This window comes from Paenibacillus chondroitinus NBRC 15376, from assembly GCF_004000765.1.
GTDB classification, from domain to species: domain Bacteria; phylum Bacillota; class Bacilli; order Paenibacillales; family NBRC-103111; genus Paenibacillus_E; species Paenibacillus_E chondroitinus.
The window spans coordinates 34,819-55,157 of record NZ_BILW01000002.1; the positions used below are offsets into that span (position 1 = coordinate 34,819).

18 protein-coding genes are annotated in these 20,339 nt (G+C 43.9%); 8 read left to right on the top strand and 10 right to left on the bottom strand.

Going from position 1 to position 20,339, the window contains the following annotated elements; translation table 11 throughout:
- Positions 1-98: 98 nt before the first annotated feature.
- From lepA to gpr, 6 genes are all read right to left on the bottom strand, one after another.
- Complete coding sequence (gene lepA, locus PCH02S_RS02660; protein WP_127449829.1) at positions 99-1,913, bottom strand: translation elongation factor 4; 1,815 nt, start codon at positions 1,911-1,913, stop codon at positions 99-101.
- Positions 1,914-1,989: 76 nt separating this feature from the next.
- Positions 1,990-2,400: a DUF3679 domain-containing protein gene (locus PCH02S_RS02665; protein WP_164819411.1), complete on the bottom strand. Its 411-nt coding sequence runs from the start codon at positions 2,398-2,400 to the stop codon at positions 1,990-1,992.
- Positions 2,401-2,458: 58 nt separating this feature from the next.
- Positions 2,459-3,685 carry a stage II sporulation protein P gene (gene spoIIP / locus PCH02S_RS02670; RefSeq protein ID WP_127449832.1) on the bottom strand — a complete coding sequence of 409 codons (1,227 nt, stop codon included), beginning with the start codon at positions 3,683-3,685 and terminating at the stop codon, positions 2,459-2,461.
- 589 nt (positions 3,686-4,274) lie between these two features.
- Entirely contained in the window at positions 4,275-5,252 is a 978-nt protein-coding gene (locus PCH02S_RS02675) for a TIR domain-containing protein (protein WP_127449834.1), read from the bottom strand.
- Positions 5,249-5,722 (bottom strand): nucleotide-binding protein, encoded by a 474-nt coding sequence (locus tag PCH02S_RS02680; protein WP_127449836.1) that lies wholly within the window; start codon positions 5,720-5,722, stop codon positions 5,249-5,251. Before PCH02S_RS02680 ends, PCH02S_RS02675 begins: the two co-directional genes overlap by 4 nt.
- Positions 5,723-5,853: 131 nt before the next feature.
- On the bottom strand, positions 5,854-6,852 hold the full coding sequence (gene gpr / locus PCH02S_RS02685) for a GPR endopeptidase (RefSeq protein WP_127449838.1): 999 nt from the start codon (positions 6,850-6,852) through the stop codon (positions 5,854-5,856).
- Positions 6,853-7,048: 196 nt separating this feature from the next.
- Here gpr and rpsT point away from each other — a divergent pair, with 196 nt between their 5' ends.
- Entirely contained in the window at positions 7,049-7,300 is a 252-nt protein-coding gene (rpsT, locus tag PCH02S_RS02690) for a 30S ribosomal protein S20 (protein WP_028557986.1), read from the top strand.
- A 71-nt stretch (positions 7,301-7,371) separates the two neighbouring features.
- Here the strand turns inward: rpsT and holA are convergent, their stop codons facing one another.
- From holA to PCH02S_RS02705, 3 genes are all read right to left on the bottom strand, one after another.
- Positions 7,372-8,391, bottom strand: a complete 1,020-nt coding sequence (gene holA / locus PCH02S_RS02695) for a DNA polymerase III subunit delta (protein WP_127449841.1) — start codon at positions 8,389-8,391, stop codon at positions 7,372-7,374.
- A 216-nt stretch (positions 8,392-8,607) separates the two neighbouring features.
- On the bottom strand, positions 8,608-9,837 hold the full coding sequence (locus PCH02S_RS02700; RefSeq protein ID WP_127449843.1) for an anti-sigma factor family protein: 1,230 nt from the start codon (positions 9,835-9,837) through the stop codon (positions 8,608-8,610).
- Positions 9,834-10,382 carry an RNA polymerase sigma factor gene (locus PCH02S_RS02705; RefSeq protein ID WP_127449845.1) on the bottom strand — a complete coding sequence of 183 codons (549 nt, stop codon included), beginning with the start codon at positions 10,380-10,382 and terminating at the stop codon, positions 9,834-9,836. The genes PCH02S_RS02700 and PCH02S_RS02705 overlap by 4 nt, the downstream gene beginning before the upstream one ends.
- Positions 10,383-10,719: 337 nt before the next feature.
- On the opposite strand from PCH02S_RS02705, the gene PCH02S_RS02710 reads away from it, so the two are divergent.
- From PCH02S_RS02710 to PCH02S_RS02725, 4 genes are read left to right on the top strand one after another with little or no spacing between them, the layout of a single operon-like run.
- Positions 10,720-12,282 (top strand): spore germination protein, encoded by a 1,563-nt coding sequence (locus tag PCH02S_RS02710; protein ID WP_338112917.1) that lies wholly within the window; start codon positions 10,720-10,722, stop codon positions 12,280-12,282.
- Positions 12,283-12,285: 3 nt separating this feature from the next.
- Positions 12,286-13,395, top strand: a complete 1,110-nt coding sequence (locus tag PCH02S_RS02715) for a GerAB/ArcD/ProY family transporter (protein WP_127449847.1) — start codon at positions 12,286-12,288, stop codon at positions 13,393-13,395.
- Positions 13,385-14,587 (top strand): Ger(x)C family spore germination protein, encoded by a 1,203-nt coding sequence (locus PCH02S_RS02720; RefSeq protein ID WP_127449849.1) that lies wholly within the window; start codon positions 13,385-13,387, stop codon positions 14,585-14,587. The genes PCH02S_RS02715 and PCH02S_RS02720 overlap by 11 nt, the downstream gene beginning before the upstream one ends.
- Positions 14,588-14,590: 3 nt before the next feature.
- Entirely contained in the window at positions 14,591-14,776 is a 186-nt protein-coding gene (locus tag PCH02S_RS02725) for a hypothetical protein (protein WP_127449851.1), read from the top strand.
- A 4-nt stretch (positions 14,777-14,780) separates the two neighbouring features.
- On the opposite strand, the gene PCH02S_RS02730 is transcribed toward PCH02S_RS02725, so the two are convergent.
- Complete coding sequence (locus PCH02S_RS02730) at positions 14,781-16,469, bottom strand: ComEC/Rec2 family competence protein (RefSeq protein WP_164819412.1); 1,689 nt, start codon at positions 16,467-16,469, stop codon at positions 14,781-14,783.
- Between the two features lie 270 nt (positions 16,470-16,739).
- On the opposite strand from PCH02S_RS02730, the gene PCH02S_RS02735 reads away from it, so the two are divergent.
- The 3 genes from PCH02S_RS02735 to PCH02S_RS02745 all read left to right on the top strand — a co-directional run bounded on the left by PCH02S_RS02735 (position 16,740) and on the right by PCH02S_RS02745 (position 20,207).
- Complete coding sequence (locus tag PCH02S_RS02735) at positions 16,740-16,952, top strand: hypothetical protein (RefSeq protein ID WP_127449854.1); 213 nt, start codon at positions 16,740-16,742, stop codon at positions 16,950-16,952.
- A 52-nt stretch (positions 16,953-17,004) separates the two neighbouring features.
- Entirely contained in the window at positions 17,005-17,676 is a 672-nt protein-coding gene (locus PCH02S_RS02740) for a hypothetical protein (RefSeq protein ID WP_127449856.1), read from the top strand.
- A gap of 827 nt (positions 17,677-18,503) precedes the next feature.
- On the top strand, positions 18,504-20,207 hold the full coding sequence (locus tag PCH02S_RS02745; protein ID WP_127449858.1) for a DUF262 domain-containing protein: 1,704 nt from the start codon (positions 18,504-18,506) through the stop codon (positions 20,205-20,207).
- Positions 20,208-20,339 lie beyond the last annotated feature (132 nt).

Genomic DNA, 20,339 nt, shown 5'->3' on the forward strand with positions numbered 1-20,339 from the left:
CGTCGTCCTTGTGGACGAGCGCGTTTGTCTAGGTTATCAACTGATAAGAAGCCAAGGGACAGAGTACTCTGCCACCCCAGCTTCTTATTCACTGCAAACTATTCGTCTATTTTGAGTACAGCCATGAACGCCTCTTGCGGCACTTCCACGCTGCCGACCTGCTTCATGCGCTTTTTACCTTCTTTTTGCTTGTCGAGCAATTTCCGTTTACGCGAAATGTCACCGCCGTAACACTTGGCAAGGACGTTCTTCCGCATGGCTTTAACGGTTTCACGGGCTACGATCTTTTGTCCGATTGCCGCTTGAATCGGCACCTCGAACATTTGGCGAGGAATCAAATCTTTCAGTTTGTCACAGATGATTTTGCCGCGGTTATATGCGGTGTCACGGTGAACAATGAAAGAGAGCGCATCGACCTGCTCGGAATTGAGCAAAATGTCCATTTTCACGAGATTCGACTTCTTGTATCCGGACAATTCGTAATCAAAGGATGCATAACCTTTTGTTCTGGATTTCAACATATCGAAAAAGTCATAGACGATCTCGGACAATGGGATGTCGTAAGTCAACGTGACACGGTTCGTATCCAAGTACTCCATGTTCAAGTATTCGCCGCGTTTGCCTTGGCATAGCTCCATGATCGTACCTACATAATCATTAGGCACAATGACGGAAGCTTTCACGTATGGCTCTTCAACGAAATCGATACGCTGCGGATCCGGATAGTTCGACGGGTTATCAATGTCAATCACATCGCCATTCGTTAACGTGATGCGGTAGATAACGCTTGGCGCCGTCGTAATTAACGGAATGTTGAACTCACGTTCAATACGTTCCTGAATGATTTCCATGTGCAGCAGCCCCAAGAAACCACAGCGGAAGCCAAATCCTAGCGCTGTCGACGTTTCAGGTTCGAAACGAAGTGATGCGTCATTGAGCTCCAATTTCTGCAGGGCTTCACGCAAATCATTGTAATCCGTTGTTTCGATTGGATACAATCCACAGAAAACCATCGGGTTAATCCGTCGATAGCCTGGCAGCGGCTCTGGCGCTTGACGATCCGCTTCGGTTACCGTGTCCCCGACGCGCGTGTCTCCGACATTTTTGATACCAGCAACGATGAAACCAACATCTCCGACTTCGAGCGATGGAACCGAGGACATTCTTGGCTTGAATGCGCCAACCTCAATGACTTCGAACGTTTTGTTGGTCGCCATCATCTTAATTTTGGAACCTGCCTTGATCGAGCCGTCAACAACACGCACATAAACAATAACACCTTTGTATGCGTCATAGTGAGAGTCGAAAATCAACGCTTTGAGCGGATTGTCCGGATTGCCCTGTGGTGCCGGCACTTTCTGGCAAACTTGCTCGATGATTTCCTTAATGCCGATCCCTGCTTTCGCAGAAGCGAGCACCGCATCGCTGGCATCAAGCCCGATCACGTCTTCGACTTCCTGCTTCACTTTATCCGGATCAGCGCTTGGCAAATCGATTTTATTAATAACAGGTAAAATTTCCAAGTTATTTTCAAGCGCCAGATACACGTTAGCCAGCGTTTGAGCTTCAATACCCTGTGCAGCATCCACGACCAGCAAAGCGCCTTCGCAAGCCGCAAGGCTTCGGGATACTTCATAAGTAAAGTCGACGTGTCCTGGAGTATCAATCAGATTAAGGATATAATCAATGCCGTCATCCGCCCGGTAATTCAGTCTTACCGCTTGCAGCTTGATTGTAATCCCGCGTTCCCGCTCCAGATCCATTTGGTCAAGTACTTGCTCCTGCATCTCACGGGTCGACAGCGCACCTGTATATTCCAAAATGCGGTCAGCAAGTGTTGATTTGCCGTGATCGATATGAGCGATGATTGAAAAGTTTCGAATTCTTGATTGTCTTTCGCGAATGTCAGTCATGCTAACGTAATAACCCCCACAACATGCAAATAATTTTCATTATAGCAGTTGTGGGAAGTTGCAGCAATGTACACCCTTATCCTTTGCCCAATATAGCGTCAAAGATCGACACAAACAGCTTAATTCCATGATGCGATGCGATTTGCAGCAGGTCTCCGAGTTTATTTCCCACATGATTCAGAGAGTTGTCGTGGTCGGCTACGGGATCTTGCTTTTCGGTTTCAGGTTTCGCGGTTGAACCTGCATTTGTTTTAGCGCCGGCGTCACTTTTGGGGGCTGGAGACGTGGTTGCCTTTCCGGCACTCGCAGCTGCAGCTGTCCCCTTCCCAGTTGGCTTCACCGGGTCTTGTACAGCGGCTTTCGCAGAAGGTTGAGGACCTTGAATTCGTTCCATCCCGCTGGACGCTAAACTGACACCGAATAAAATGCAGAACAGCAGCAGCAATCCGAACAAGCTCACCTTGATATAAAAGTGCCTCAGCTTCATGAGAAAGCCTCCTTTAAATTTCATAATGTTGCTCTAACTTCTTCATCCTTCAAATGACTTAGGATTGCTTAGGACTTGCAGCCGGAGCGTCAACTTTCTTCGCATTCAAAATCACTTCTGAAATGGCATCGGCCAGCCAATCCGTTGTTCGGTAGCACTCCTCCAATGAATTGTAGGGGCCGCCTACCTCAATCAATATGTTGTTTGGCGAAAAGTTCTGATTATACAATCCGTTGCCTTCACTAGCTTCCTTCGCATGGATCCCTTTGGAGATCCCAGGATGTTTGGCTTCCAGCACTTGATGAATCTTATTGGCGAACTCCTCATTTTTTTTCCAATTTGGATTCTTTCCGCCGATAATGAAGTACACCTGTGCGTAATCCTTGCCATCGATCGTAACGGTTGTTTTATTGCGAGCCGCGGAATCCCGATGCAGATCAAAATAATACTGTAAATCCGGATGCTGGGCGGCTGCTTCCTGCAATGTTTTTAAGGAATATTTATAAGAGTATGGATATTCGAAATTTTTAACCGTGCTTGGATAAATAGTTTGTGAATGGACAGCTCCAATTCCGTCTTTTTCCAGATTCTGCGCCAGCCGTTGGCCAACGGAAATGATGTTGACTTTATCACTGTAAGCTTTGTCCGGATCCGTGACTCCCTTGAGCTCAGGCAGGAAAGATTCATTGCTATGCGTTTGGTAAATGAAAGCTACATTGTCACCTGCTGATTTTGGCGGCTGGCCTGTTTGGCTCACAACTGGCGTTGTAGTACCCGTTGGCGTGGGTTCGGGCGTCGGGCTCGGAGGATTCTTGGCCTCGGCTTCCAGATCCGTAGAGACGGGGTTGTAGTCAACTGGATCGCTCGGGTTTGCTTCGCTTCCTTTGACCAGGACGGTAGACTTGTTGGCATCCATACCTGGAACTTCGCTCGCTACCAAACTTTTCGGGTCGCTTGGATTAATGTCCGTCAGGAACTGGAAAGCAAAATGAAAGACATTGTGCTGAGAGAATGTAAACTTCTTCTGGTCTTTATTTAGATGAGGCACTTCCATGCCAAGCATATCGATAAAAAACTGATTCGTGACAGACGCGGCTAAACTTTTCATCGACGAAACCGGCGAGGTCGTTATGACTTTATTCTGCAGATAACCTCCTACGCCAACTAAAACAAAAATGGCTAATGTTGCTGCGCTTAGAATAAAGAACGTTTTTCCGACGGAACTGGCGCTCTGAAAGGTTTTTCGAACGTGGCTGAGATTGAGAGTGGCTGAAGTCCATTTCATAGTCTGATTCCTCCTAAACTATCTTAATTCAATCTATGAAACGAGCCCCGTCGATAGAACCCGAAACGATAGAATTTTTTGATAGAAGGAAATAATAGCGTTACTTAGTCACTTGGCTTAGTGGGACCTCATTCGAGGACTCTGTTGACTCAACGATGCACCTTTGCGGAACTAAAGGCCTCTATTCAAGCAAATCCAACTCGTTTCCGCGTTCATCCGGAACTACAGGCTCTTATTTGACCGCCTAACCCGTTTTCTTCAGAAATACGGATAAATAGCAGCCCACAGTTCCTCTCCGCGAAAAAAAGAGCCTATTTCGATGAAATAGCGCTCTGTAGATCTCCTCCCTGGCCATGGTCAAACCGCTCATGCCATAGCAGCAAGTTTTCATGTGGTGGAGTTCTTAAATATTAAAAAAGAACCCCATCAGGGGTTCTTAGCACATTCTATTTAGCTTTAAGCCAGGGATTCGAAATCGAATGATCCTTTGGCTACAATTGTTATCCCGCTTGGTTTGTTAAGAACTGTGGGGCCATTATATAGTTTGGTCTTATCGGTTGCTTTGTGGGCATGTTTGGCGGTTAGTCGGTTACGAACTTTCTTCATGTGCTTCAGCATAGAGAATCCTTCCTTTCACAATGGATTTGAGTGAAGACACGAGCTTCGCGTTTCTTTCCGATAACTCCATCATAACTTGATGGTGATTGCGCTGCGGAATATCCGCTCTTGTTTTGAAATGTATGGAAGAAACGATGGTTGGATGCAGCTTTACGCAATATATATATTCAAACTCGCCGTCTTCTTTATCCTTGGCTCGCCCGAGGTAGATGTTCGTATCTTTGCCGCGGTAACATTCCGCCAGGTAACTGGTAGGATCATTCACATGAAAACTGTGATTGTTGCTAACCTGTCCTGCACGGCCAAACTGCTGTAAAGTAACTCCGTCGTCAAGAAGCTCAAACAACGTTGCAGCCGTCACTTCTTGAAGCTCAATTATACCACAATTGGTATCAAATGTCTTATGGAATTTGTCTAGAACACGGTCATAATCCACGTTTGAGACACTCAGCGAGTCCAGCGCATCAAAGAGGAAACTGCGAATGGCATCATTTTTTTTCATATCGGAAGGTTTCATACGTTTCTTATGTGCAGCAATGCTGCTTTTCATTGGATAAAGATGAGGACCTGCCAACTCTCCGATCTCTCGATTCAATTGCGTGTCATCGAACCGCAGAGGGTTATAGCCTTCGAGGTATTCAGGCAGTTCACTGTCACTCGACATCACAATAAATGTTCTGCTGTGCCCCAGCTCACCAATGCATAGACCAATGAGTACCAAGAGATTGGCATAAGTCACCTTATGCTGCATGTCCTCGCGACTCAGAATCAGCAGGGCAAAATCTGTTTCTTCAATATGCTTTTTAAGCATCTTTAATTTATGCTGGGATGCCGTCAGGACACCTTGATTAATGACGGTGACATCAGCCGTTGAAGCTAGCTGCGATTGATAGAATTCCGCCCAAAGTAGACTTGCAGGCGAACAACCGATAAACATTTTAGGTTTCATTTGATTCTCAATCCTAACTCTTTCAACATTCGTTTCACGGTGTAAGTGGCCGGCCCCAGTCCCGCCATCAAGCCGGATGGATGATTTGCTTTATAAGTAAGCGGTGTCAATCCCAATAGGTCCGTGGCAATATGTAAGTCTTCTTTTTCCGGGATGAGAAAATAAGTTCTATCTAAGCCGATCTGTCCGATGAATAATCCAAGCTCCAGGATCACGTTATCGCGAACGGTGCTGACTACCGAATCTCTCAAAAGCGTTAAATCATTTGGTTGAAAAACAAAGATAGCGAAATCGCTTGCTTGAGCCTGCTTAATTAGCGGGGCTAGCGTTGTATGTGAAGGCGGGAATAGTAACTGGTTCCAAACCGTAACATCACAGGAAAAATGGAGATTTGACTGTAAAGCCTCTGCTACCTCAATACTTTCAGCGGATGACCCAATGAATAGCTTTGCCAGCTGTGTGCTGCTCACAGTACCACTTCCTTATTTATGGTGATTGTCTGTTACTTCGACACCTGCCATCTTTTTCCTTCCAGATCGTCCTAACAATGGGCAAAAGAAAGAACTGTTCCACGAAAATCGCAGACACAGTTCCGATATGTTCAGTGCGTATAAGCCGCGACATTCTCAACGCCAACGGCATCGTGCAGGGCAGCATTCAAACCGCTGGCAATAATATTGGCGATATCCTCGATAAACTGATCAATTTCCTTCGGAGTGACTAATAAATCGTGGCCGACAGGGTTTAGCACTTCTTTTACGAGTTGAAGACGCTCCTCCTCATGAATATTGTCCAGCAGCCCAAGTATTTGTCCCGTATTGGCCGTCTGTTCGCTAAAATGCTTTTGCATGAGATCGAAGGCGTTATTAACAATGGTCGAAGCATAAACAACCGTCGGCACGCCAATGGCCACTACAGGTATGCCAAGATTCTCCTTTGTTAACCCTTTGCGCTTATTGCCGATACCGGAGCCCGGATGAATGCCTGTATCCGCAATTTGAATGGTCGTATTTACCCGATCGAGCGATCTGGAAGCTAACGCATCGATGGCAATGATGAAATCAGGTTTGGATTTTTCAACAATCCCGAGCACGATATCACTGCTTTCAATCCCCGTTGTCCCAAGCACCCCGGGAGCTACCGCACTGACGGGGCGATAACCTGGGCTCACATCTTCCGGCATCAGTTCAAAGTAGTGGCGCGTCACCATGACATTGTCAACGACGAGTGGACCGAGCGCATCCGGCGTCACATTGGAGTTGCCCAGCCCGATAATAAGCGCTTTGGCATTCTGGGGAATCCCTATGTCCCGCAAAAACTGCTCGAATTCTTGGGCCAGCTTCGTAGCTACACGGTCCTGCAATTGGCTGTCTTTTTCGCGTAGTGCAGGAACTTCTATCGTTATATAATGACCAAGGAGTTTGCCAAGGGCTTTGGAGCCTTCTTCATTTTTTACGTTAATTTTGGTAACGCGTATGCCATTTTCACGAGTCGACTCCTGTTCGATACCAGGTATCGGCTGCCCTTGATTCGCTGCATGAGCCATATCCCTTGCATCCAGCGCAAGATCCGTATGGGTGGTAAAAGAGCTTAAGTCCATGGAAGTTCCCCTTTCTGAGGTGCTTTGCATCTCTTAGTGTGTGACGATTATGAGGCCGTTATGCAAATGGAATAGCCACTGAAAACCTATTGACAGGTCTTGCATTTTCAATAGTTGCATGGTAGAATACTTAAAGTTGTCAGCAAACATACAAATGTAACGTTGAACCGTGTTTTGTAAGTAGGAGGTGAATTTCATGCCAAACATTAAATCCGCTATTAAACGAGTAAAAGTTAGCGAAAAGCGCCGTCTTCGTAACGCTTCCCAAAAGTCCGCTCTGCGTACTGCTGTGAAAGCTTTCGAAACAGCTGTAAGCCCAGAAGCTCTAATTAACGCTTCCAAAAAGTTAGATAAAGCAGCTTCTAAAGGTTTAATCCATAAAAATGCCGCTAACCGCAAGAAGTCCCGTCTGGCTAAAAAGCTGAACGCTCTTACGGCCCAAGCGTAATACAGGACATAAAGCAAAAGTCCAGTTCTCTTCCGAGAATTGGACTTTTTTCCGTTTAACAAAAAACCTCCTTAGGCAGCCAGCCTAAGAAGGAACATTTCTAACCCTAGCACTTTATCAATTTTCCCGGTCTTCATCTGAAAATCAAGATCAGCTAGCTGGGACATGATATCGCTCAGTTTCTCAATATTGTATTTCCGCGCTTGACCTTCAGCCACCTTCACCGCAAAGGGGTGCAAACCGATCTGAGAAGCCATTTGCTGCTGAGAGTAGCCTTGCTTGCTAAGCTCTTTGACCTGCAGCATAATGCGAAATTGCCTTGCAATAAGCGCAGCTATTTTGATCGGCTCTTCCCGTTGCTTCAGCAGCTCTTCTAAAATAACAAAGGCTCGATCCAGCCTCACGTTCACAATGTCTTCAATAAGTATAAAAACGTTCTGCTCCGTGCTTCGAGCGACAAGCTGGTCAATTACACCTGTGGTTGCCTCGCTCCCAGCCCCCACATACAAGGAGATCTTTTCGATTTCTGCGGATAACGATTGCAAATTGCCACCTGTATAGAGAATCAGTTGGTCCGTAGCTTCCCCTGTAAACGAGAACCCCCGCTGACGCGCCCTGGCAGCCACCCATTGCTGCAGCTCCTCTGGGCTTAGGGATAGGAAGGGAACGGCCGCCTCCATGTCTTTGAGCGCTTTGACGATTTTTTTGCGCTCGTCCAATTTATCAGCGTCTACAGTAAACACCACGACAGTGTGCTCGGCGGGCGATTTTAAATAGTCGGTTAAACGGTCTAAGTGATGCTCAATTTTCGTGCTTTCCTTAGCCCCAGTAAAAAACAGCGCATTTTTGGCGATGACAAGCTTCTTGGGCACCATGAATGGAAGCGTCTCCGCATCTTCAAGTACAGATGAAAGCGAGATTTCGCTTAAATCGAATTTACTCACAGCAAATTCCTTATGTTCCGGCTCAATAAGTGAATCTGTTAACACCTGAATAAACTCTCTCATTTTATATTTCTCAGGACCGTAGCACAAATACACGGGTGCTTGCCGCCCTGCTTGTATGTCTTTCAAAGCTCTCTTTGCGTCCATAGCTGGCGTTCACTCCTCGCCTTCATTTTACCAACAACAAAGGGATTACGTCAAAGTCCTTCGACCTTGAAGCAATCCCTTTGTCTGTCTATTTAAACACCGGTTAAAGGCTCTAGAAACCTTAGACCGTGTGGGCGAACCCCCTGGCATACTTTCGCTTCCCTTTTGTATAACATACGCAAGAGCCCCTCTAATGGTGCGCTCATTTTAAGTTTTTTACGGTGATACTTCCGTTTTGAGCTTCACATCGACGCGAATGGTATGCAGGGTGCCCCCGCTTTGCACTTGATAAAATAATTTGTCATCCTTGGACCACTCGACCAATGTGATCTGATCCTCCGGCTTCCACACTTGCTTGGACTCAAAAATAATCTCCAAAGTTTCACTATTACGGATCACGACGTGATGATCTTCAACTGCCGCCGTTAACGCCCCCGTCGCTGACTTCATAAAATTATCCGTGACCGGTACAGTCATCGCATAGAAACCAGGCCCCGCATCTCTCTCTATCCCTTTTTTTGCAGATGGGCTAGGCGAAGGAGTTGGTGAGGGCTGTATGGTTGCGGCTTTTTGATCATTGTCAGCTTTATTGGGAGCTACAGGCGGCGCCGGATTCGGATTCACTTGATTCTGATCCGCAGCTTTCTGCTCATTTCCGCCAGTTGTATCTGTATCTTTCATACGTGCTGGCTCCGAAGTTGAAGGGACCGTAGGCGTTGTAGCTTTGGAGTCCACCGATGTTGACGGACTAATCGCACCCGGCTTTTCCAGTGGGGCATTCGTTGTAACCTGCGGTTCCACTGCATTGGACCCCATAGAGCCTGTAGACCGGGACTCTGCCCCCGCTGCCGGTGTAGAACCAGACACATCATCACTTGGCGTTGGTGACTCGGTAGCGCCAGAATTGCCGGAACCTTTCATCTGATCCTGGGCTTCTCGATTCAACTTCAGCTCTGGAGAAGCCGCTTCCTGATGACCAGCCTCTTGCTTGGATGCTGCCATTGGAAGCAAGCCATCAGCATTATCCATCACAGGATGGTTCATGTTAAAAGCAAAGAATCCAATAATGAGACCCGCGGCAACGACGCCACTTGCAAATTTCCAAGAGAACTGCGATCCTAATCGGCGTGTCCAAGGGAGTTTCTTGCGCTGTCCTTGCTCGATATGGCCAACTTCTGCGTTGTAGACAGCTGCCTTGTCGGTAATGGACGCCGCGGCTCCTTTATCAATCTCATCTAGCTGCGGCAGAATGGCATCGACCAAGCTGTATGGAGGGACAACCTTCGGTAATTGGGCGAGTTCACCCGACAATCTTTGTAAACGTTCAAACACTTGTACACAGTCTAGACAATAGGCTAAATGAGCATGGAGCTCATCTTCCTCTTGCGAGTTCAGATCTCCATCCAGCTGCCTTTGCATAAGTTCCATCACCTCTTGACAATTCATCCCCGAACACCTCCTTTCTGATAATCTTGGAGCAACAATTGTAACTGCTGTCTAGCTCGAAATAAGTAAGACTTAACCGTATTTAGCGGTAAATTTAACGATTCGGCAATTTCATGATACGAAAAGTCCTGCAAATAACGGAGAACAACAACAGACCGATGGTGCTCGGGAAGCTTATCGATTGCTTCTCGAATATCTTTGGCTAAATAGCCAGACATAATTTCATATTCAACATTTTGCTCTGCAGTAAACGTCATATCATGCTCATCAATAGAAACCGTAGGTTTCGCCTTGCGAAATTTATCGATGCAGATGTTCGTTACAATCCGCTGCACCCACGTCTTAAACAACGCTTTTTCTTCGTATGAGTTAATTTTGGTATAAATCCGAAGGAGCGCCTCCTGTGAAGCATCAAGGGCATCTTGTTCATTATTCAAAATATAATAAGCGGTTCGATAGACGTGAGACTCAATTTCTCGCAATAGGGTAATGAGTGCATCACGATCACCGGCCTGAGCTCTTTTAACCAGTTCGGGTGCTACCACTGGGATCCCTCCCTCTTGCAATCTTACAGACGCAACGACGTCTCATAATGTTGCAATATTTTTAGAATAAAAAATATAAAGGCTGTTTGCAACTTCCAGAATAACAAACTTTCGTGAATAAATACACATCTTAGACGTGAGAGAAGCGTGTTAGTTTAATCCATTTGGATGAAATTGTTCATTCCCCTTTCTGATTTCGGTCAAATTACTCTTCATTCTAAACCTTTTCCATCGTTCGGAAAGTACTATGTTTGCGTAGTACCTTACAAAAAAACGTTTATTTCTTACTAAAGTGGTAAATATTACTCAGAAGCTACTTATAAGCGGAGGGCTTGCCGTGTTCAAACAATTATTCGGAAGAAGACGCATGTCTCACAGCAGCATTACGAAATCTCAAGCAAAATCTTCATCATCAGACCAAACCAAAGTCATGCTGCCGACTCTGTTGGATAACTTGAATACCATTAGAACGCTGCTTCATCAACCCAGCGACCTCATTATCAGAAAGTTTACGGTTGGCCAGGAAGAGTACCCTTGCGCAATCGTTTGCATTGATGGCCTTGTAGATACAACGCTCGTTAACGAGCAGCTCATTAATCCGATGCTTCATTCCGCCTTACAACCTGTAGGCTCAGCCATGGAGCTTTTAAACATCTTAACGCAGCAGGTTTTAACTAGCTTCGAAATCGAAACCGGTGAACTTCTGGACGAGGCACTCTTAGAGATCCTGTCCGGAAACACATTGATTTTACTGGATAATCTATCTCAATACATTATTGTTACGAGCAGCGGCTGGAAATCCAGAGCTATCGAAGAACCGCAGACAGAATCCATCATTCGCGGACCACGAATCGGTTTCACCGAAGATTTACGAACAAATACCGCGCTGCTTAGAAGACGCATAAAGGAAACCAATCTTGTTTTTGACACTTATCAAATCGGCCGAAGAGCCAGAAGAAAAGTCATTGTCACGTATATCGCCGATATCGTCCATCCGGATCTAGTGAAGGAAGTTGTACGGCGCATCAATAGTATCGATATGGACGATATTGAAGGTTCCGGTTATTTGGAGCAATGGATCACCGATAGCTTTCTAAGCCCGTTCCCTGTCATTTTGAATACAGAACGGCCTGATAAAGTTTCCGGAGCCCTCCTCCAGGGACGCGTAGCCATTTTAGTTGACGGTGATCCATTTGCCCTCATTTTGCCGATTACATTTTCCTCCAGCTTACAATCACCTGAGGATTATTATCAAAACTGGCTGATTTCTACGCTGACTCGGATTCTGCGGCTCATATCAGCCTTCATTGCCACATTCCTGCCTGCTCTCTATATTGCATTGCTTGAATTTCATCATGGGATGATTCCTTCCAAGCTCGCTTTTTCTATCGCCGGGGCGCGGGAAGGTGTACCTTTTCCAGCGGTTATTGAAGCCTTCGTTATGGAATTCACGTTGGAGCTGCTTCGAGAAGCAGGTCTCCGTCTGCCTAAGCCCATTGGGCAAACAATTGGGATTGTAGGAGGTTTAGTTATTGGAGAATCCGCGGTAGCAGCCGGCATGGTAAGTCCCGTTATGGTTATCGTGGTTGCCGTCACGGCCATTGCCTCTTTCTCCCTGCCCTCCTACTCATTTGCCATTTCCTTGCGCGTCATGCGGTTCGGCATCATGCTCTTCGCGGCATTTCTTGGACTCTACGGAATCATTCTGGCTTATATCATGATCAACATTCATATCGTTAATCTGAAAAGCTTTGGAATCCCGTACTCTACACCGTTTGCACCTATGTTCATTCGTGACTGGAAGGATCTCGTCCTGCGTGCCCCTCTTCACTTCATGAAAAAGCGGCCGCAAATGCTCCAAACCAACAATGACGACAGAATGAAAACCAAGGAGAAATAAAGAATGAAATCTTTTGAATACGGGGATAAAGAGATCAGCTCTTTAGATATTTCGATTACCGTAACTTCGATGATTATCGGGGTTGGCATTCTGATGCTCCCACGTGAATTAGCCAAAACCGTCAATGGCTCGGACGGTTGGATATCTATGCTCGCAGCAGGCACACTTGCCATTGGGGTCGGATGGATACTCGCCAAAATTGCTACGCATTTTAGCACACAAGGCTATTACGTCTATGCTTCTGCTGCGGTCACAAAGCCCCTTGCCTTTGCTGCCGTTTTATTGCTTTCGCTTTATTTTTTATCCTTTTGCGCTTACGAAGTCAGGGCTATCGCCAATATTGCCAAACAATACTTATTTGAAACAACGCCTGTTGAGGTCATTGCCTTTGCTTTCTTGATGGTAAACGTGTATGCCGTTAGCGGCAGCCGCGTAGGTCTAATTCGTTTAAATATCTTATTCATTCCGATCGTACTCTTAATCGCCGTGCTCGTTCTTCTCTGCAGCCTTGGTATGGTCGATCTGAAAGAACTAAAACCTTTTTTCACCACGAATTGGAAATCGTTAGCCGCTGCAACGAAAACGACCGCTTTTTCACTTTTGGGTTTTGAAGTCGTCCTGTTCTATATTACAATGATGAACCGACCGAAAGATGCCCCAAAAGCTGTAGCCATCGGTGTTCTTATTCCTCTCGTGTTATATACGGCCATCTATCTTGTCTGTGTAGGTGTTTTTTCACAGCTCGCACTGCCGGAAATCACTTATCCTGCTGTTGAGCTTGCTAAGGAAATGCAGATCCCTGGCGAATTCTTTGAACGGTTTGAATCCATATTTTTTACGATTTGGATCATGGCTGTCTTTACGACAACTGTTATGGCCTATGATTGTACGATTTATGGACTTCGCTCTTTGTTTCCCAAACCAAAGCACAGAACATGGGTATTTATCCTCAGCCCGATCATCTATTTGTTGTGTATGTATCCGAAAAATCTCTCAGATTTTAGTAAAATGAGCACCTTTATCAGTTACGAAGGACTCCTGGTGAGCATTCTGTTTCCAATACTCATTCATATGGTTGCCAAGCTTCGAGGAGTGAAGAGCGATGCTTCCTAGAAAAGTTCTCTGCACGCTGTATCTTGGCTGCACGTTGTTGCTGCTGACAGGATGCTGGGACCGTGTGGAAATTAATCAACGGGGGTTCGTTGTTGGAGTCGCCATCGACAAACCCGAGGGAGATAACGGAAAAAATCAATACAAAGGTACCTATCAAATGATAGTGCCCGGCGGACTAAAACAAAGCAGCGGGAGTACCACCGGACAAGGCAACAGCATGAATCCTCATGCCGGACAGGCTTATTTCAATATCTCAACAACAGAAAACTCGATGCCGGCTGTTGCTGCAAGAATAGCAGGCAGAACAAGCCGATCTCCTTATTTTGAACACTTGAGAATCATCATCATTTCTAGTGATGTGGCGAAAAACAAAGCCAACCTTCCCAATGTGCTTGATTTTTTTCTGCGAAACAGCGAAATGCGGCGTGGTGTTCAAATTTTAATCGCAGATGGGAAAGCTTCGGATGTCCTCGGCATTTACCCAAACAATGAATCAACGCCAATTGATTATATCTCCTCCATCGCCAAAAACAATCAAAAAACGAATTTCATGCTGCCTGAATCGAGGATTGGCGATGTGCACGAATATTTAATCAAAAATGAAAGCTTTGTTCTACAAACAATTAAAAAGGAAGACGGAGGAGTGACCCTAAATGGAAGTGCCTTATTCGATGGAACAACCAAGCAATTACTCGGCTTCCTAACGGGAGAAGAAACGCAAGGATTAAACTTTATTACACAGCGAGTGAAAGGCGGGATCATTGAATCTCACATCGATGATCAAGTCGTAGGCTTTAAAGTGGAACGCTCAAATAGAAAGTTTTATGTCCAACAAACGAGTCCGGGACATATGAAATTTACGATTAAGATCATAGTCGAAGGCACTCTTGACAAATCCATCACCAACATCGATCCTTCTGAAGGAAAAACCGTAGAAGCACTTGAGAAAAGCTTGCAAGATAAACTGGCCTCCACAACCAATAAGACGATCAAAAAATTGCAGCATTCCTACAAAAAAGACGCTCTGGGCCTCGGCCCCTATCTATTTCAGAATCATTATAAAATGTGGAAGCCCATTGCGGAGAATTGGGATAACGGAGAAAATTTGTTTTCCCAAGCAGAAGTCGACGTGCAGACCAAAGTGATTATCCGCCGTATCGGCAATATTTTCGAATCAACGAAGGAGCAATAAGCCATGTGGTCAACTTTTTTAGGCTTAATGCCTTCCGGCCTGGTCTTGATCTGTACAATCCTTTCTTTTGTTGTACCACTCGGTACATATCTGATCAATCAACTCCTTCACAAAAACGGAGACCCGCCATGGAAGCAGCAGAACGAAACAGCTCAGCAGCAATCGAAGCCCCCGGAGGCCAAGACTTAAAACATTAAGGCAAGACGATTTTCGTACGCGAAAATAGCCCATCTTTGCGAACTTCCAACTGAACCTCTCCCATCCGATCTGTTCGAAATACGTGTGAACCAAAATTTCTTAACCGCTCTATGACATCGGGCGCAGGATGGCCGTATAGATTTCCAACTCCTACTGAAATCACAGCCGTTCGGGGCTGCCAATAATCCAGCCACTCCTGCGAAGTAGAGTATTTGCTGCCGTGGTGCGCTATTTTCAGAACATCGAGTCGGCCCTGCTCCTCTTTGTTTTCTTTCAGACGACTCAGAAGGGCCAGCTCCGAATTTTTTCCCATGTCTCCTGTAAAAAGCCACTTCGTTCCCATCATTTCCAGCTGGAGTACAATAGAATACTCATTCTGTTCCTTCACAACCTCAACATGATCCACTGTTTCTGAAAAAGGATACAAAGCCCGCAGTCGGGTCACAGGATCGATCTGAATCCATCCGCCTTGCTCCCCGGCAAGTATCGGGATTTTGCGATCTAGAGCAGTTTGGAATAGTTTTTCTATGCCATTATTCGGATTGTAGGTACCATTGAACATAAATTGCTTAACAGGAATTTGTTCCATAACAGCCTGAAGCCCTCCACTGTGGTCGGTATCTTCGTGAGACAGCACCAGCATATCCAATTGATGGACACCACGCTTTTTAAGCAAAGGAACCAGCAGTTTTCTCCCTACTTCATAAGGATCTTTTCTTGTTTTCCAACCTTCGCCGGCCTTGCTGAACGAAATTGTGCCTCCGCCATCTATCAGAAGATTTCGCCCATACGGCGTTCGAATAAAGATGGCATCCCCTTGCCCCACATCTATAAATTGAACAAGTCCGGTTCTCTCCAGTCTGTCAGGGGAATAGCCGATCCATAATAGGACAAGGAACCCCCCTACGGCAAGCCATAACCCTACCGCGTATTTCGCTCCACCTCTGTCTTGTAAACTTTCCAGCCTAATCGGGGGCTCATCCATATTGCCGAGCATGCAGCGCCTCCATAACCCATAAATCCCAATCAACAGCAGATAATAAAAAGCAATCCACGGCAAGCTTGGGGTGGGCCAGATCTGTTTGAATAGGGATAACTGCTGCAGCTTGTCTGTCACCCAAAAAATTGCATCATTCAACCACGAAATGAACCACCCTATTCCTTGGCCAGCCGGCAAATACAATAGTCCCGCAACGACCGCCACAATACCAGCAGGAAATACAGCTAAACTGATAACAGGCACCAGAACGGCATTCGCCAGCCAGGAAAGCAAGGAAAATTGATTGAAATAATAGATGGAAACAGGAAAGGAAACGAATTGCGAAACAAGGGTTATTGACGCTGTGTTTCTTAAGACGGAGGAAGTTATCCAACCTTTAAGCAAATCATTTACACGCTGTACGCCAAGAATGAGTCCGAGAGTAACCAGAAAAGAAAGCTGAAAGCTGACATCCAGCAAGAAATACGGATTCCACACCAGCATGACCCAAGCCACGATTGCCATGCTGTGCAGCACATCCTTCGTTACTCCTTTTCTTGCCGCGTACAGCGCCACCATGGCCATCAATCCAGCCCTTACAATGGAAGGAGATGCACCCGTAAGCAGTATGTAGAAGGGCAGCAGCCAAAAGCATTGTAAGCCCCCAAAAAGATTGAAAAAATTGTTTCCGGTAACCCGCGTCACATCAAGGGCGTTGCCAGTAATGTTGATACAATAATTGCAAATTAAATGATATTTCTTATACAAATTCGCAGATAAATTGAGAATTCTTTTTTATTACCAAAAAACTTGATAATTTACGAAAAAAAAATCATAAATGCTGAGAAAAACTTTTTCATTACCATGATAATGAAAAAGTTTTTTTGTATTTCTATGTTTATTTTCACCAATTAACGGAAATGCTGCTAGCTAGCAGCATTTTAACAAAGCAAAAAAACAAAAGGAGTTACTAAAGTGAAAAATGAAACCAAGATTCTGACCAGTTTGTTGATAACAAGAAAAGAAAGAATTACGAGTACATATAAGGAACTTGAACTTGTAGTTCAAAATCTAGAACTTTTTATTAAAAGTTCTGAGCAAGTCGGTGACTCTAGTCCAATTGTTTCAATTGCTTTAAGATACTTGAAGAGGTATCAGGTTGAGAGGTTGAAAAAGTTGTTCACCTAGTCCTCCTTAGTTCAATACACTCAGCCCAAAAATACAAAGGTGGTTAGTTTTTGTGCAAATATTACATAAAAAAAGGGCAAATAGCCCATATCGTGTTGTCGGTAGTAAACTTCAAAAACGGTGTTCAATGTGTAGAGCTTACAAGCCACTTAACCGAAAAAACTTTTATTCGAATACGAAAGGAAGTGGCGGTGTTTATGGATTTAATTCGAGATGCAAAGTTTGTACATCCAAAGTAACTGCTGAGAAAATGAAGAAAAACAAGTTTTATGCACTGGCAGTATCGGCAAGAAGTAGGTACAAAAAAAGTGAAGAATCGTTTAAATGCCTACCTGCTGCTGAACTGGCAACTTATTTAGAAGAACTATACTTTGCCCAAAAGGAAAAATGTTTTTATACTGACGTGGAAATGGATTGGAATGTAAAAGGTCCTAAATCTTTTTTTCATATGTCAGTCGAAAGGCTCGATCCTGAAAAGGGGTATACAAAAGGAAATATCGTGCTGTGTATTTGGTTAATAAATCTCGTTAAGTCAAACCGTAATTTGGGAGAATTCATTGATTCATTCAAATGGGTAATTTCAAAAAAACAAGCGATTTCAAATTGTATGAAACGTGCAAATGAAAATGACTCACTTGTTCAGCTCGGTTTGGACTTTACAAGTTCATTAAAAGCATTGACTACTGAGTCGATATCATTTCAGCAAGCTTGCTTAACAACCTAGGAGGGAAATAATAAAATGGAACTAGAAAGACTGGAGCGTATAGTTCAGAACCTAGAACGGCACATTACAATGCTAGAACAAATTGGCGAGGAGTACCCAGAAGAGTTAGCCATCAATAGAATTATTTTAAGGAAGATGAAGGCGAAGAGACTGAAGAAATTATTGCTTGATCTCGGTAATAGTTAGATGCAAGATAATGTCAAGCAAAAATGAAGATCAACAAGAAGCATATCATAAGCATGGCATGTTCATTTTTAGAAAAATGGTGGAAGCAAAGAGATGAAATTATACTCATTCATTTTATCGATTGCTGTAGACGACTTGGTTCTCCAAGTCGTCCTGTCACCGAATTTGGACTCGTGATGTTACGTGAATGGTTTATAAGCCGAGGCGATAATTATACCCGCGTTAAGCGGTTTTTCGTAGAGATCAATCTAAATCAGGACGTCGTTGAAAAAAGTTGAACTACTTGGATTTTGAATACTATCTCATCGTTAATGGTAAATTCCAATTTGGTTCAATCATCCCAGATAAAGATTTCATCAAGCCGCCGTATGCTCCCCTTTAAAGCATCCGTATTTTTTGTCTTCTTCATTTAACCCCTTGTAGCTTCACGCATCCGCTTGACTACAAATATCGTAAAGGAGGATTTTATTTGCAGTAAACGCACAAAAGGACGCGATTTATGGAGATAATAAAAATCCCGATTGAAAATTCGGATACATATGCGTAGATTTACATGAATCTTTTGAACTAGTTTCTTTTTTACAACCAAACTCTTCCATGATAAGATATTCATAGTTTCCAAGTAATGGGAGGTTGTTCATATGATCGACGGAAAAATTGAAGCAAAAGAAATACTATTAAAAGACCTCTTCTCTGCTAAATTCCTTTTTCAAATCCCTGGTTACCAACGCCCCTTTTCGTGGGAAAAAGATAACTTTGACCAATTGTTCGAAGATATAAAAGATGCCATGGAGTATGCAGATCTTCACAGGATTGAAGATAACTACTTCCTAGGAAGTATCATTCTTCAGGTTAAAGAAGAAAAACCAGATGGAGCAGGCATATATGATGTTGTAGATGGTCAGCAGCGGCTGACGACATTGACCATTTTGCTCGCAGTTCTGCGCGATTTAGTACAAGTTAGCGAAGCAAAAAAGTTCTTGCAAGAAAAAATATATCAAATGGCTAATGTCTATGAAAATATTCCAGAAAAAGTGCGTTTACTGGTAAGAGAAAAAGATCGCGACTTTTTCAAAAAACATATTCTCACAATACAAGGAACAGAATCTGTTACTTTTCTGGATAACAGACTTATAAGCGAATCGCAGATAAACATGGTTGAAGCCATATCGACTTTCAGTCAAAAGTTTTTTATTAATGACCAACTTCATAATGAATTACTAGATCGAATGATTAAATTCATTTTTAACAATTGCGTATTGGTATATGTAAAAACAGGTAGTTTTACATCGGCATACAGACTGTTTTCTATTTTAAATGATAGAGGAATGCCTTTATCGACTGCTGACTTGCTAAAAAGCTCCAACCTTGGCGAAGTAGCCGATAATACTGCAAAAGAACGATATCAGAAAAAATGGGAAGACGTTGAAGAAGAACTCGGACGGGATAAATTTGATGAACTAATTGGACACATCAGAACCATCTTGGTAAAAGATAAAGCCAAAAAATCCATTATCGCGGAATACGAAGAAATTATCTTTAAGAAAAATTCCCGTCTTAGAGGAAAGCAGTTCATTGAAATGATTGAGGAAATAGCGGATATCTATAAGGAACATTTAATGAATGCACATGTTCGGACTAGAAATCCTAAGCTTTATAATTTAATGTCAATTATGAGAGATTACATCCCCAATTCCGATTGGATCCCAGTCTACATAAGTTTTGCAAGAAAATTCACAGATGAGAACGACATTTATACCTTTTTAGTCAAGTTAGAAAAGCTTGTTGCTACAAACTGGCTTCTCGAAATCACACCAACGGCAAGAATTGTTGAGATGAATCGCCTCTTACAAATCATCGAGATAGAAAATGATGTAACAAAAATACTTGATGATGATCTTTTTGATATAACACAATATGAAGGTGATGTCGTAGCAGCTATAGACTCCCCAAATTTCTACAAAAAGAAATATTGTAAGTATGTTCTACTTCGATTGGACATGTTGCTTAGTGAAAATCATAACATTATGAAAGCCTATACCGGCGTCATAACTGTTGAGCACGTGTTGCCACAGAATCCTTCATCGGAATGGTCCGCTGATTTCAATGATGAGACACGCAAATTCTGGACTCATCGTTTAGGCAATTTGGTGTTACTTAGCCGGATGAAAAATTCATCTGCCAACAACCGTTCATTCGATAAAAAAGTAAAGACCTACTTATCCAAAGGCATGACCGACTTTACTATTACCAAGGAATTATCGAAGTATAATGATTGGAACCCAAGCACTCTCGAAGAAAGACATTTTGCTTTGACAAAAGTGCTTGCGGATTTCTGGATGTAATATTAAGTATCCAATAGAACACGAAAAAATGTCTTTGTGGCACCCGTGAGTAGTAAAGTGGAAGCCAGTGAAGTCATTCGGAATAATCAGTACAGCAGTGACTTTACCATAACCATAGACAAAAGCAGCTAT

Coding starts and splice junctions, on each gene's coding strand:
- lepA (WP_127449829.1), bottom strand. CDS start 1,913: ATGACTGACATTCGCGAAAGACAATCAAGAATTCGAAACTTTTCAATC.
- PCH02S_RS02665 (WP_164819411.1), bottom strand. CDS start 2,400: ATGAAGCTGAGGCACTTTTATATCAAGGTGAGCTTGTTCGGATTGCTG.
- spoIIP (WP_127449832.1), bottom strand. CDS start 3,685: ATGAAATGGACTTCAGCCACTCTCAATCTCAGCCACGTTCGAAAAACC.
- PCH02S_RS02675 (WP_127449834.1), bottom strand. CDS start 5,252: ATGAAACCTAAAATGTTTATCGGTTGTTCGCCTGCAAGTCTACTTTGG.
- gpr (WP_127449838.1), bottom strand. CDS start 6,852: ATGGACTTAAGCTCTTTTACCACCCATACGGATCTTGCGCTGGATGCA.
- rpsT (WP_028557986.1), top strand. CDS start 7,049: ATGCCAAACATTAAATCCGCTATTAAACGAGTAAAAGTTAGCGAAAAG.
- holA (WP_127449841.1), bottom strand. CDS start 8,391: ATGGACGCAAAGAGAGCTTTGAAAGACATACAAGCAGGGCGGCAAGCA.
- PCH02S_RS02700 (WP_127449843.1), bottom strand. CDS start 9,837: ATGAATTGTCAAGAGGTGATGGAACTTATGCAAAGGCAGCTGGATGGA.
- PCH02S_RS02715 (WP_127449847.1), top strand. CDS start 12,286: ATGAAATCTTTTGAATACGGGGATAAAGAGATCAGCTCTTTAGATATT.
- PCH02S_RS02720 (WP_127449849.1), top strand. CDS start 13,385: ATGCTTCCTAGAAAAGTTCTCTGCACGCTGTATCTTGGCTGCACGTTG.
- PCH02S_RS02725 (WP_127449851.1), top strand. CDS start 14,591: ATGTGGTCAACTTTTTTAGGCTTAATGCCTTCCGGCCTGGTCTTGATC.
- PCH02S_RS02745 (WP_127449858.1), top strand. CDS start 18,504: ATGATCGACGGAAAAATTGAAGCAAAAGAAATACTATTAAAAGACCTC.